Consider the following 12,846-nt stretch of genomic DNA (forward strand, 5'->3'; position numbering starts at 1 on the left):
GGCGCTCCCTAGAGTGGCGCCGTGTTTTCCCCTCACTTCAAGGGTTCGCGGTATGACCGAGCATCTTCAAAACTGGTGGCGTGGCGGCGTGATCTATCAGGTCTACCCCCGCAGCTTCTTCGACAGCAATGGCGATGGCGTCGGTGATCTGGCGGGCGTGCTGCACAAGCTGGACTACATCGCCAGCCTCAAGGTCGACGCGATCTGGCTGTCGCCGTTCTTCACCTCGCCGATGAAGGATTTCGGCTACGACGTGGCCGATTACCGCGATGTCGATCCGCTGTTCGGCACGCTGGACGACTTCGACCGCCTGATCGCCGCGGCCCACGAGCGGGGCCTGAAGATCCTGATCGACCAGGTGCTCAACCATTCCTCCGACCAGCACGCCTGGTTCAAGGAAAGCCGCTCGAGCCGCGACAACCCCAAGGCCGACTGGTACGTGTGGGCCGATGCCAAGCCGGACGGCACCGTGCCGAACAACTGGCTGTCAGTGTTCGGCGGGTCCGCCTGGACCTGGGACAGCCGCCGCAAGCAGTACTACCTGCACAACTTCCTTTCCAGCCAGCCCGACCTGAACTTCCATTGCGAAGCGGTGCAGCAGCAGGTGCTGGATGACATGGAGTTCTGGCTCCAGCGGGGCGTGGACGGCTTCCGCCTCGACGCGGCGAATTTCTACTTCCACGACAAGCAGCTGCGCGACAACCCGCCGAACATGCAGGTGCGCGAAGGCAGCATCGGCGTGCGCGTCGACAATCCCTACGCCTATCAGTGCCACGTCTACGACAAGACGCAGCCGGAGAACATCGGCTTCCTGCGTCGCCTGCGGGCGCTGCTGGAGCGCTATCCGGGCAGCGCGACGGTCGCAGAGATCGGCTGCGACGATTCGCTCAAGACGATGGCCGCCTACACCTCCGGCGGCGACACGCTGCACATGGCGTACTCCTTCGACCTGCTGACCGAGCAGTGCAGCCCGGCCTACATCCGTCATACGGTCGAAAGCATCGAGCGGGAACTGGCCGATGGCTGGTCGTGCTGGTCGATGGGCAACCACGACGTGGTGCGCGTGATGAGCCGCTGGGCGCTCGATGGCCGGCCCGATCCGGCGCGCGGTCGCATGCTGATGGCGCTGCTGCTGTCGTTGCGCGGCAGCGTCTGCCTGTATCAGGGCGAGGAGCTGGGGCTGACCGAGGCCGAGCTGCGCTACGAGGACCTGGTCGATCCGTACGGCATCAACTTCTGGCCCGAATTCAAGGGGCGCGACGGGTGCCGCACGCCGATGCCCTGGGTCAGCGAGGCCACCCACGCCGGCTTCACCGGTAGCCAGCCGTGGTTGCCGGTGGACGACTCGCACCGGTCGCTGTCGGTCGCCGCGCAGGAAGTCGACCCGGATTCGATGCTCAACACCTACCGCCGCTTCATCGACTGGCGCGGCCGCCAGCCGCTGCTGATCGAAGGCGACATCCGCATGCTCTACGACGACGAAGCGCTGCTGGTGTTCGAGCGCCGGCTCGGCGATCAGGCCTGGCTGTGCATGTTCAACATGAGCAGCGCCGAGCGCCGCTACAGCCTGCCGGTCGCGGTCGAGCCGCTGACCGGCGTGCCGGGCAGCCTGGCCGAGATCAGCGCCGAGGGCGTTCGCCTGCCGGCGCACGGCTTCGGCTACGCACGGATCGTCGGCCAGGCCAGCGGGTCTTAACGCCAGCGCCTGCGGTGGAACCGGCAGGCCAGGCGGCCTATCCTGGCTTGCCCCGGCCTGCCGGTCCGAGGCATCGAGTCATGCGGGCCGTGCCCGCCAGTCAAGGAACATCGAGGCGCGTGGCAACGCCTCGGGGAGAACAACAATGGCCAGCGTCACCCTGCGCGACATCTGCAAGAGTTATGACGGCACGCCGATCACGCGGCACATCGACCTGGATATCGAAGACGGCGAGTTCGTCGTCTTCGTCGGCCCCTCCGGCTGCGGCAAGTCGACCCTGTTGCGGCTGATCGCCGGGCTCGAAGACATCACCTCCGGCGACCTGCTGATCGACGGCCAGCGGGTCAACGACTGCCCGCCGAAGGAGCGGTCGGTGGGCATGGTGTTCCAGTCCTATGCGCTCTATCCGCACATGAGCGTGGCCGAGAACATGGGCTTCGGCCTGAAGCTCGCCGGCGTCGACAAGCGCGAGATCAAGCGGCGTGTCGACGACGCGGCGGCGATCCTGCAGCTCGACAAGCTGCTCGAGCGCAAGCCCAAGGACCTCTCCGGCGGGCAACGCCAGCGCGTGGCGATCGGCCGCACCATGGTGCGCGAGCCCAAGGTCTTCCTGTTCGACGAGCCGCTGTCGAACCTCGATGCCTTCCTGCGGGTGCAGATGCGCATCGAGATTTCCCGCCTGCACCAGCGGCTCAAGTCGACGATGATCTACGTCACCCACGATCAGGTGGAGGCCATGACCCTGGCCGACAAGATCGTCGTGCTCAATGCCGGCGAGATCGCGCAGGTCGGGCAACCGCTGCACCTGTATCACTATCCGGCCAACCAGTTCGTCGCGGGGTTCATCGGCTCGCCGCAGATGAACTTCCTCTCGGTCCGCGCCGTGCGCGCGAGCGCCGAGTCGGTGGTCATCGAGCTGCCGAGCGGCTCGCAGCTGGAAGTGCCGGTCGACGGCACGCTGGTCAATGCCGGCGACACGCTGACGCTGGGTGTTCGCCCCGAGCACTTCGTCGACCCCGACGAGGCCGACTTCACCTTCCACGGCGAGATCGCCGTGGCCGAACGCCTGGGCGACCACAACCTGCTTTACCTCACCATCGAGGGCGTGCCGGACATGATCACGCTCAGCAGCGACGGCAACCGCCGCGTCGCCGAGGGCGAGACCTACCGGGCCGGGCTTCTGGCCAACAAGTGCCACCTGTTCCGCGCCGACGGCGCGGCCTGCCCCCGTCATTACCGCGAGCCGGCGATCTACGGCTAGCACCGGGTTTCCCGCCGCGACCGCGGTCATCGTCAGAGCCGGCGTAGGGGCTGGGTTCAGGGCGGTGATCGCGGTCGTGGCGGGATCTTTATGGCGCCTTGTTCATTCCCGCTCCGCTCCGCTGCCTGCCATGGTGACGCGTAGGGTGGGCTTCAGCCCACCGGGTTTCGTCGCCCCGGCTGGAAATGGTGGGCTGAAGCCCCACCCTCCCGATTACATTTATGAGCGCTTCACAAGGGTCGGACTGTCGGTGGCTACCAACCGATCGCCAGCAAGCTGGCTCTTGCAGGCGACGGAGCGCGCTTCAGACGATGCGCCGAGCCACGAGGCTTTTTTGTAGGAGCCAGCTTGCTGGCGAAGCTTTTCAAGGCCACCGACCTCCGCCCGCAGGGTGCGTTCGCGAAGCCATGCACCGGTGTTTTCGCCGTGGGTCCGGGCTTCTTGCAAGGCCTCGAGCCCATCGAAGCGTTGCATGCCCCTGGCGGATTGTTCGCTGCGCTCCTGAATCCGCCCTACGTCGGGCAGCCGCCTGCACTGTGGACCCCTTCGGTTTCGAGCGGGCAAACAACCCTGGGCTGCACTACAGTTATCCGCCTGGTCATTTCTTCGGCTGCTGGATAGGGAGGCTGTCATGGCGGATTCGGCGTTTTGGGTCGTGTTCTTCTCGGCGGCGCTGGCGCTCAACCTGTCACCAGGTCCCGATATCTTTTATGTCCTGACCCGCACGCTCTCGGGCGGGCGGCGGATCGGTGTCATCGCCTCGCTGGGAGTATGCAGCGGTGCGCTGGTGCATGTGTTGGCGGCGGCGCTGGGCATTTCCGCGATCCTCGCAACCTCGGCGCTGGCCTTCACGGTGGTCAAGTACGTGGGGGCGGCCTACCTGCTGTATCTCGGCATTCAGGCGCTTCGCTCCGCGGGTGGCCATTCGGCGCTGGATGTGGAGCCCGCACGCGAGCCGGTCAGCGCCTGGCAGGCGTATCGGCAAGGTGTGCTGGTCGATCTGCTCAATCCCAAGGCGGCGATTTTCTTCATGGCCTTCCTGCCGCAGTTCGTGCGGCCTGATCACGGCGCGGTACCGCTTCAACTGATGATCCTCGGCGCGTTGGTGGTGCTGGTCGCGATCATCGTCGAGTGCGTGCTGGTGCTGCTGGCGGCCCGGACCCGGCAGGCCCTCAAGGGCAACCCGCGCATCGCGCAGTGGCTCGACCGAACCCTGGGCTCGCTGCTCATCGCGATGGGCATCCGGCTGGGGTTGAGCGAGCGACTCTGACCGCGCGAGCGATCATTCCGCCGTTCGGCCTGTCCCACGGTAGACGCGAACGGCCAACGAGGACCCGCCATGACCACGCTGAGCAAGCACACCCGCGCCAACCTGATTCCCTGCCTGCTGTACCGCGACCCGGAGGTGGCCATCGAGTGGCTGGCGCGCGCGTTCGGCTTCGAGGCGCAGCAGGTCGTGCGTGACCCGCAGCAGGGCGTCGTTCATGCACAGCTCGTCTTCGGTAGCGGCATGCTGATGCTCGGGCCGGTTCGGGATTCGGACTACGGCCGGCAGATGGTCCAGCCGGGCGATGTCGGCGGGCGCTCGACACAGAGCACCTACGTGGTGGTGAACAGCGCCGATGCGCTCTACACCCAGGCGAAAGCCGCCGGTGCCGATATCGTCATCGAGCTGAAGAACGAGGATTACGGCGGCCGTGGTTTCAGCTGTCGCGACCTCGAAGGGCACCTGTGGACGTTCGGCACCTACGACCCCTGGGACACGACCGCCGCGGAGGACGTCTGATGCGTACCCTGCGCTTGACCGACGGCACCGAGGTGCCTGCCATCGGGCAGGGCACCTGGCACATGGGCGAACGGCCCTCCGAAACGGCTCGCGAAGTGGCGGCGCTACAACTCGGTATCGAGCTGGGCATGACCCTGATCGACACCGCCGAGATGTACGCCGAAGGTGGCGCCGAAACGGTCGTCGGCAAGGCGCTGCCGGGGCGGCGCGAGCGTGTCTTCCTGGTCAGCAAGGTCTACCCGCACAACGCCAGCCGCAACGGGGTGGCGGCGGCGTGCGAGCGCAGCCTGCGCCGACTGGGCACCGACCGTCTCGACCTCTACCTGTTGCACTGGCGCGGGCAATATCCGCTCGAGGAGACGGTCGAGGCGTTCGAGCGGCTGAAGGCGCAGGGTAAGATCCTGCGCTGGGGCGTGTCGAACTTCGACGTCGATGATATGGAGGCACTGCCTCGGGTTGACGATTGCGCGACCAACCAGGTGCTGTACAACCCGTCCGAGCGCGGCATCGAGTTCGATCTGCTGCCCTGGTGTCAGGCGCGGGCCATGCCGGTGATGGCGTACTGTCCGGTGGGTGAGGGCGGTCGCCTGCTTCGGCATCCGGCCCTGCTGGACGTGGCGCGGCGCCTGGGAGCCTCGCCGGCGCAGGTAGCCCTGGCATGGGAGCTGCGCCAGCCGGGCGTCATCGCCATTCCCAAGGCGGTCGAACACGAGCACCTGCGAGCCAACGCCGCGGCGGCGGAGCTGTCGCTGAGCGAAGAAGAGCTGGCGATCATCGACACGGCCTTCGCGCCACCTGCCCGCAAGCAACCCTTGCACATGGTCTAGCCGTCGGTGGCCGTGGTCATCGCGTCGGGCTTGGCCGCAGGATCGCGAGCAAGCTCGCTCCTACGAAGAACACGGCGAAACGCCGACGCCGTAGGGCGGATTCCGGAGCGCAGCGAACAATCCGCCGGGCGTTGCGCCACGGCGCATTGCTTTGCGAATGCATCCCTACCGCCCCGATAACGTGCTGGCTTTACACATCTAGCGGTCGGTGGCCGTGGCCATTGTGTCGGGCTTGGCCGCAGGATCATCGCGAGCAAGCTCGCTCTTACGAAGAACACGGCGAAACGCCGAGGCCGTAGGGCGGATTCCGGAGCGCAGCGAACAATCCGCCGGGCGTTGCGCCACGGCGAAACCGGTGCATTGCTTCGCGGATGCATCCTACCGCCCGTCACCGGTGCGGGTGTTCCAGCCTGTAGGAGCCATGCTGGCGATCGGGAGGGGCGATAGCCAGGTTCACCATTCACGAAGAGCTTTGCCACCCGGTACGGGCGTTCACCGACCTGTAAGAGCCAGCTTGCTGGCGATGGGGGTGGGCACGACGAAGATCGGAGGGGACGGGCCGCCGGCGGAGGCCGACGGCCCGCAAGGGCTTAGTAGCCCTGGGTGACGGTTGCGAGGTTGCCGGTGCCGTCCTGCATGATCGAAGCCTGGTTGGCCATCATGTCGTTCTGGGTGACGGTCGCGAGGTTGTCGTAGCCCAGCTGTGTGACTTCGGCGTACTGATTGGCGCCTTGCTGGTCGAGCGCGATCTCGTTGTCCATGCCCAACTGGCCGACCAGCGCAGTATGGCCATCGCCCAACTGGGACAGCTCGGCGAGGTTATCGACGCCGATCGAGCCGCCGATGATCAGGTTGCCGTCGCCTTCCTGGCTGGCGGTCAGTTCGTTGCCGCTGACGCCCTGGCCGAACAGGGTGGTGTTGCCGTCGCCCTGTTGGGAAATGGTCGCCGTGTTGAGCTCGCCGCCCTGGATGAGCTGGACGTTCGAGTTGGTCGACTCGTACTGGGTGACTTCGGCCTGGTTGTCATAACCGAGCTGCGCGACGCCTACGTCGTTGCTGGCGTTGATGCCGCTCGGGGAGGTTTGCGCGACCGTGGCGGCGTTGTTGTCGCCGTATTGCGCGATCGAGGCGCTGCTGCCGTCTTCGCCGTACTGGTCGATGAGCGCGTAGTTGTTCGAACCGCTCTGGTACTGGCTGGCCGACACGCTGGTGGAGTGTTGCTGGCTGACTTCGCCGTAATTGCCCGAGCCTGCGGTCTGCTCCTGCTGCGAGAAGCTGCTGCCGGCCGTGGCGAACTGCTTGGCATACAGGGTGCTGTCGCTCGAGGAGTCGGTCTGGGTCTGGGTGGCTTCGGCGTAGGAGTCGGTTTCCTGGTAGATCTCGACGGTGCCGCCGAAGCCGGCCTGGTCCTGTTCGGCCAGGTTGTAGCCGGTGTTGTATAGGCCGTTGGACTGGGTGACGGTGGCGACGTTCTGGTCACCGGTCTGGGTCTGGATCGAGGTGTCGTTGTCGGCGAAGGCTTGGGCCGACAGGAGGGTCAGGATGGCGGCAGCGAGGGGTTTGAACGTGAACATGGTCACTCTCCGTGGATGGTTCATGCAGTCGTTTGCGTTTCTTCCTTACCGGTGCAGTCAATCGCACCGTCATGCTCTGGCCGGTCTCGGTCGCACGACTCGTTACGCTGCCGGGGCGCCAGCAGTCGGGCCGGTGCGGTACACCGGTGACTGTGGATGAGCGAGGAGAGGGCTCGCCCGCCAGGCGAGGGGAGGCGCCCGGCGGGTCGGGCGCGTTGCGCGTCCTTACGCTCGATCCATGCTGGCATCGTGCCCAAGGTCGGTTGGCCGCAAATCCATCGAAGGATTGAAACGGAGCGACTATTCGCGATTTTTCGCCAGGCCGTTTTGCAGTGCCTCAGTGCAGCGGCTCGGCAGTCAGAAACTTGCCCAGCGAGGTCTGCTCCAGCGCGATGCCTTCGGCCGGTTGCCAGAGGCGGCGCTCGATGCCCTGGGCGATGAGGTGGCCGACGGCCGACTCGATGGCGGCGAGCACGCAAAGCTGGGCGGGTTCGTTGGTGGTGTAGCCGGCCTCGGCCTCGAGCAACTCCTTGAACTCGATGAACTTGTAGACGTTGGCGCTGATGCCGTTGGAGTAGATGGTCTTGCTGGTCATCACGTTGGCCAGCACCTGGCCGCTGCGCACATCGACCGCGCGCAGGTTCACGGTGACCTGGTCGACGCGGTACTCCTGCGATGCGCCGATGCCGAGGTAGCGCGCCCCGAGCCCGCCGCTGCGGATGTTGGTGTCGTAGGCGACGATGGCGCCTTCCATGATCAGGTTGGCGGCCATCAGCGAGGGCAGGTCGCTGGCGATGTTCGGCGCCACGTCCGGCTTGGCCTGCGAAGCGCGGATGATCTTGCGCTCGGTCAGCACGTTCTGCAGGCCCTCGCGCTCGAGCACGATGAACCAGCCGCTGGCCTGCATGGCATCGACCAGCATGCTCGCCGCGCCCTGGGTCACGGCGGTGGAGAAGGAGCTGGCGGGGTTGGGCTTGTACTGCCCGGTCTGATCGCGAAAGCCGTAGACCGCCGCCACCAGCCGGCCTCTGGGCTCGGGCAGTTGCAGCAGATCGACATAGGTCGAGGTGCGTGGCGTGAGGGTGGGCTGCTGCTCGTCGGCCGGCATCGGTGCCTTGATGGCACAGCCCTGCAGGCCAGCCAGAAGCGCGGCGGCCAGGAAGATCCGTTTCATGTGCGTGTCCTTATTGAACGTCCAGACCGTTGACGATGATTTCCGAAACCTCGCCGGTGAGGCGGTCGGTGATCTGCACGGTGAGGTGCCCCGAGTCGTTGATGATGTTCACGATGAAATCGTCGGTGGTCAGCGTGCCGGTGTTCGGATCGGTCAACAGCTCGGACAGCAGGCGCGATTCGAGCTGGCTGGTGAAACGATCGAGCGCCGAGGTGCCGGTCAGCGAGGAGCGGTCCAGCGCGTCCGGGTCCTTGAAATCGTTCTGCGCCTGGGCGCTGCCGAGCAGCCAGGCGCCGTTGAGCGGGCTGCCGCCGAAGGACGGATTGACCGGCGTGTACACCAGTTCGGTCGCCGTGGCGCTGGTGCTCACGAGGAGCGCCAGCAGGGTTGTAGTTGTTCTCATAACTCATCCTTGGCGAGGTCGAGGTTGTCTTGGAAAAGCGCCTGGAGCTTTTGTTGTTCGATCTGCGCGACCACCGTCTCGGCGGCGGCTTCGGCGATCGGCTGCATGTCCGAGACGCTGGGTTGGAGAAAGCGGCGAAACAGCGGTCGGTCCTCGTACTCGACCCACACCAGCACGCCCCAGCGAGCGGAAGGCCGCTCCTTGACCGCGAGGTTGAAATCGATCGGGCCACGGGCGTTGAGCTGCTCGCAGAAGGTGCGATAGAAGGCCTGGCCGGCCTGGGTGATGGTGCCGTTTGTGATCAGCCCGTCGATCTCCGCCTCGTCGGCGTTGGCCGAACCGGCCAGAAGCAGCATCGCCAGGGCGAGGGGCGTGCGGGTCATGCCGGCGCTCCGGTGGCCGGCACACCGGCCCCGAGCACGATGGCCGCGCCCTGGGCACGGTTGGAGGCGCCGAGCTTGTGCAGGGCGTTGTGCACGTGGCTTTTGACGGTGTGGGTGCTCAGGTGCAGCTCGGCGGCGATGGCGGCGTTGGACAGGCCCTTGCCGGCGAGTTGCATGATCTCCAGTTCGCGTGCGGAGAGCTGCCCGAGCGCGCCGTGGCTCTGGCTGAGTTGCCGGTAGCGACGCACCAGTTTCTCCATCAATGAGCGCGGCAGCCAGTCGCCTCCGGCGAGGACTTCCTTCAGGCCCTTGGTGAAGTTGTGCGGCGCAGTCGAGGGGTAGAACACTCCCTTGATCGACGGGCGAGCCTCCACCAGCCGCCAGGCGCGCTCGGGTGCGGCGTTGATCAGCGCGACCGTTTGGTGGTGCAGGCTGCGCAGGTGCCCGAGGCATTCATCGAGGGCATAGCTGCCGGCATCGAGCAGCACCAGATCGACCGCGTCGGTCATCGCATGGCAGCTGCCCTGCAGGACGACCGAGCAGTGGGGAATCGATTGCAGGTGCTGGCGGACGGCCTTGCCGAGGATTTCACTCCTCGACAGCAGCACCAGCCGGGTGCTGGCAAACGGTAGAGCTGACGCGACGTCATTCATGGCGCAAGGTCCCTTTGCGGGTGAAGGAAGCGTTCAAAAAGTGTTTTGCAGGCTAGTTCACATTTTGTTACCTGCGACGCCGTGGCACGAACGGCGGCTGCTTTGGCCGATCAGGCCGTGATTTCGGCGCGCAGAGGTGAGTTCTTTGTTCAGGTGTTTCGTCACGCCTTGCCAAACGGACGATGGCGTACGGAGCCGGCGCCTATGCGATAGCTGGCAGTTCCGGGCACGCGGTGGAGCGAAAGGGCCGAGCGGCTCTGTTCGGGAACAGGCGCAAACGAGGGAGCGCACGAGGGACAGGTGTGCGCATTGGGCGTGAAGAAGGTGCCGGCGAGCGCCGGCACCCGGTGACGCTTAGTTCTGCGTGACGGTTGCCAGGTTGGCGGTGCCGCTCTGCATGATGACGGCGGTGTCGCCCATGCCCATCTGCGACACGACCGCCTCGTTGGACATGCCGGCCTGGGTCACGTCGGCCAGGTTGGAATCGCCCACTTGGCCGATGACCACCTCGTTGCCGGTGCCGGACAGCTGATCGACCAGGGCGACGTTGAGGTTGCCTTCCTGGACGATGTCGACCATCTGCTGGTCGCCGACCGAGGTGCCCTCGATGACGTTGTCGCTGCCGTTCTGGTAGGCGGTCAGCAGGTTGGCTGTGCCGTCCTGCAGGTAGGTCAGCTCGTTGGCGGTGCCGACCTGGGCGACATAGGCTTCGTTGTCGCTGCCGTACTGGACGACGGTGGCGGCATGCTCGGTGCCGTCCTGGTCGAGGCTGGCGTAGTTGAAGGTGCCGTCCTGCTCGACTTCACCGATGTGGCCTTCGCCCATCTGGAAGACGTCGGCGATGTTGTCGTCGCCCACCTGGTACACCGACGCATAGTGGTCGCTGCCCATCTGCTCGACGTAGCCTTCGTTGTCGTTGCCCTCGGCCGTGACGGTGGCGGTCATGTAGTTACCGTCGTGCTGGTCGATGGAGCCGACGTTACGGTCGCCGGTCTGGTTGATCTGGGCGGACGAGAACCCGGCGTATTCCTGGTAGACCTCGGCGCTGTTGTCGTTGCCGTTCTGGTCGACGCCGGCGGTGTTGGCGCTGCTGAAGCCCTGGCTGATCACCGAGTCGTTGTTGTCGCCGTTCTGCACGTGACGAGCGACGCTGGTGTCGCTCCAGACCTGCATGGTGGAGCTGTAGTTGCCGTTGCCGTTCTGGTCGCTGTAGGCGGCATCGCCGTTGGAGAGCGACTGCTGGACGTCGGAGACGTTCTCGGTGCCGGTCTGGTTCTGCTCGCTGGTGGACTGGTACGTGCTGACCTGGCGCGCGTTGGCGTCGTTGTTCGCGCCGCTCTGGTATTGGGTCACGCTGCTGGCTTCGGCGAAGCTCTGGTAGGCCGTGGCGGTGTTGAAGTTGGCCAGCTGGGTCTGGCTGATGGTGCTGCCGGTGGAGTCGTCCAGCTGGTCGGCACGTGCGTTGTTGGTGTTGCCGGCCTGGTTCTGCGTGACTTCGTTGAGGTCCCCGCCGGTCTGCACGACGGTGGCGATGTTCGATACGCCGAGCTGGTCCTGGGTCGAGGTGTTGTCAGCGAAGGCCTGGGTGGCCAACACACTGAGAATGGCTGCGGCGAGCGGTTTGCACTTGAACATGAAGCGTCTCCACTGGATGGGTTTCAGGTTTACTGCCGTTCACATCTGTCAGCGATATTGGCGAACCAGCACCGCCATGCCCTGGCCGTGCTGGGTCACGCTGCTGTCGAGGCCAGAGCCGAACTGTTCGATCAGCGCGACGTTGTCGGAGCCGGTCTGGGTGATCGTCGCCTCGTTGTAGGCGCCCTGCTGGACGATGCTCGCCAGGTTGTTGATGCCGTTCTGGTCGATGCTGGCCTGGTTGGCGTAGCCGCTCTGCAGGATGTACGCCTCGTTGGCGGAGCCGCTCTGGACGACGCCGGCGAGCAGGCCGTCGCCTTGCTGCCCGATCACGGCGAGGCTGCTCTGACCCGATGCCGTCAGGCCGTCGGCCAGGTGAGGGGCACTGCTGCCGAGGTCGAGCTCGCCCGGAGCGAGGTCGGGGGTACCGCCGGCGAAGGCTGCCGGGGCGAGCGCCAGCAGGCTGGCCAGCAGCAGGGCGGGAAGGGTCCGGTCCGTGGCATTCATTGATCGTGTCCCGGTGAATCGATGTGGCCCATCCTGCCCAATGCCCGCCCTCGAAAAATCCATCGAACGATTGAAAGTCGGATTCACGTGGCGTCCTCGTCAGCGGTCGGTGGGGGCAGCGGCTCGGCAGTCAGGAACTTGCCCAGCGAGGTCTGCTCCAGGGCGATGCCCTCGGCCGGTTGCCAGAGACGGCGCTCGATGCCCTGGGCGATGAGGTGGCCGACGGCCGATTCGATGGCGGCGAGCACGCAAAGCTGGGCGGGCTCGTTGGTGGTGTAGCCGGCCTCGGCTTCGAGCAGTTCCTTGAACTCGATGAACTTGTAGACGTTGGCGCTGATGCCGTTGGAGTAGATGGTCTTGCTGGTCATCACGTTGGCCAGCACCTGGCCGCTGCGCACATCGACCGCGCGCAGGTTCACGGTGACCTGGTCGACGCGGTACTCCTGCGATGCGCCGATGCCGAGGTAGCGCGCCCCGAGCCCGCCGCTGCGGATGTTGGTGTCGTAGGCGACGATGGCGCCTTCCATGATCAGGTTGGCGGCCATCAGCGAGGGCAGGTCGCTGGCGATGTTCGGCGCCACGTCCGGCTTGGCCTGCGAAGCGCGGATGATCTTGCGCTCGGTCAGCACGTTCTGCAGGCCCTCGCGCTCGAGCACGATGAACCAGCCGCTGGCCTGCATGGCATCGACCAGCATGCTCGCCGCGCCCTGGGTCACGGCGGTGGAGAAGGAGCTGGCGGGGTTGGGCTTGTACTGCCCGGTCTGATCGCGAAAGCCGTAGACCGCCGCCACCAGCCGGCCTCTGGGCTCGGGCAGTTGCAGCAGATCGACATAGGTCGAGGTGCGTGGCGTGAGGGTGGGCTGCTGCTCGTCGGCCGGCATCGGTGCCTTGATGGCACAGCCCTGCAGGCCAGCCAGAAGCGCGGCGGCCAGGAAGATCCGTTTCAT

At 65.8% G+C, this 12,846-nt stretch carries 14 protein-coding genes; 5 read left to right on the plus strand and 9 right to left on the minus strand.

Annotated elements, in window-relative coordinates; all coding sequences use genetic code 11:
* The first annotated feature begins 52 nt into the window (after window positions 1–52).
* Both D7325_RS02525 and malK read left to right on the plus strand, forming a co-directional pair.
* Window positions 53–1,696 (plus strand): alpha-glucosidase, encoded by a 1,644-nt coding sequence (locus tag D7325_RS02525; RefSeq protein ID WP_120993749.1) that lies wholly within the window; start codon window positions 53–55, stop codon window positions 1,694–1,696.
* 145 nt (window positions 1,697–1,841) lie between these two features.
* The gene (gene malK / locus D7325_RS02530) at window positions 1,842–2,957 is read left to right on the plus strand and encodes a maltose/maltodextrin ABC transporter ATP-binding protein MalK (protein ID WP_120993752.1); all 1,116 of its coding nucleotides are present in this window, start codon (window positions 1,842–1,844) and stop codon (window positions 2,955–2,957) included.
* A 219-nt stretch (window positions 2,958–3,176) separates the two neighbouring features.
* Here the strand turns inward: malK and D7325_RS02535 are convergent, their stop codons facing one another.
* Window positions 3,177–3,431 (minus strand): hypothetical protein, encoded by a 255-nt coding sequence (locus tag D7325_RS02535; RefSeq protein ID WP_120993754.1) that lies wholly within the window; start codon window positions 3,429–3,431, stop codon window positions 3,177–3,179.
* A gap of 157 nt (window positions 3,432–3,588) precedes the next feature.
* Between D7325_RS02535 and D7325_RS02540 the strand changes: the two genes are divergently transcribed.
* From D7325_RS02540 to D7325_RS02550, 3 genes are all read left to right on the plus strand, one after another.
* On the plus strand, window positions 3,589–4,227 hold the full coding sequence (locus D7325_RS02540) for a LysE family translocator (protein WP_120993756.1): 639 nt from the start codon (window positions 3,589–3,591) through the stop codon (window positions 4,225–4,227).
* A gap of 69 nt (window positions 4,228–4,296) precedes the next feature.
* The gene (locus tag D7325_RS02545; protein ID WP_120993758.1) at window positions 4,297–4,743 is read left to right on the plus strand and encodes a VOC family protein; all 447 of its coding nucleotides are present in this window, start codon (window positions 4,297–4,299) and stop codon (window positions 4,741–4,743) included.
* Window positions 4,743–5,570: an aldo/keto reductase gene (locus D7325_RS02550; RefSeq protein WP_120993761.1), complete on the plus strand. Its 828-nt coding sequence runs from the start codon at window positions 4,743–4,745 to the stop codon at window positions 5,568–5,570. The genes D7325_RS02545 and D7325_RS02550 overlap by 1 nt, the downstream gene beginning before the upstream one ends.
* 590 nt (window positions 5,571–6,160) lie before the next feature.
* Here D7325_RS02550 and D7325_RS02555 read toward each other — a convergent pair.
* The 8 genes from D7325_RS02555 to D7325_RS02590 form a co-directional block, all read right to left on the minus strand.
* Complete coding sequence (locus tag D7325_RS02555) at window positions 6,161–7,144, minus strand: hypothetical protein (RefSeq protein ID WP_162987989.1); 984 nt, start codon at window positions 7,142–7,144, stop codon at window positions 6,161–6,163.
* Between the two features lie 337 nt (window positions 7,145–7,481).
* Window positions 7,482–8,318 (minus strand): CsgG/HfaB family protein, encoded by an 837-nt coding sequence (locus D7325_RS02560; RefSeq protein ID WP_120993764.1) that lies wholly within the window; start codon window positions 8,316–8,318, stop codon window positions 7,482–7,484.
* Between the two features lie 10 nt (window positions 8,319–8,328).
* Window positions 8,329–8,721, minus strand: coding sequence for a curli assembly protein CsgF (locus D7325_RS02565; RefSeq protein WP_120993766.1), 393 nt, complete (start codon window positions 8,719–8,721; stop codon window positions 8,329–8,331).
* Window positions 8,718–9,104, minus strand: a complete 387-nt coding sequence (locus D7325_RS02570) for a CsgE family curli-type amyloid fiber assembly protein (RefSeq protein WP_120993768.1) — start codon at window positions 9,102–9,104, stop codon at window positions 8,718–8,720. Before D7325_RS02570 ends, D7325_RS02565 begins: the two co-directional genes overlap by 4 nt.
* Window positions 9,101–9,757, minus strand: a complete 657-nt coding sequence (locus D7325_RS02575; RefSeq protein WP_120993770.1) for a helix-turn-helix transcriptional regulator — start codon at window positions 9,755–9,757, stop codon at window positions 9,101–9,103. The genes D7325_RS02570 and D7325_RS02575 overlap by 4 nt, the downstream gene beginning before the upstream one ends.
* 354 nt (window positions 9,758–10,111) lie before the next feature.
* A complete protein-coding gene (locus D7325_RS02580; protein WP_120993772.1) occupies window positions 10,112–11,392 on the minus strand; it encodes a hypothetical protein in 1,281 nt (426 codons plus the stop codon).
* Window positions 11,393–11,440: 48 nt separating this feature from the next.
* Window positions 11,441–11,899, minus strand: a complete 459-nt coding sequence (locus D7325_RS02585; RefSeq protein WP_120993774.1) for a curli production assembly protein CsgB — start codon at window positions 11,897–11,899, stop codon at window positions 11,441–11,443.
* Between the two features lie 83 nt (window positions 11,900–11,982).
* Window positions 11,983–12,846: a CsgG/HfaB family protein gene (locus D7325_RS02590; protein ID WP_120993776.1), complete on the minus strand. Its 864-nt coding sequence runs from the start codon at window positions 12,844–12,846 to the stop codon at window positions 11,983–11,985.

Origin of the sequence: Stutzerimonas urumqiensis (assembly GCF_003640395.1) — a bacterium.
Classification (GTDB): Bacteria; Pseudomonadota; Gammaproteobacteria; order Pseudomonadales; family Pseudomonadaceae; genus Stutzerimonas; species Stutzerimonas urumqiensis.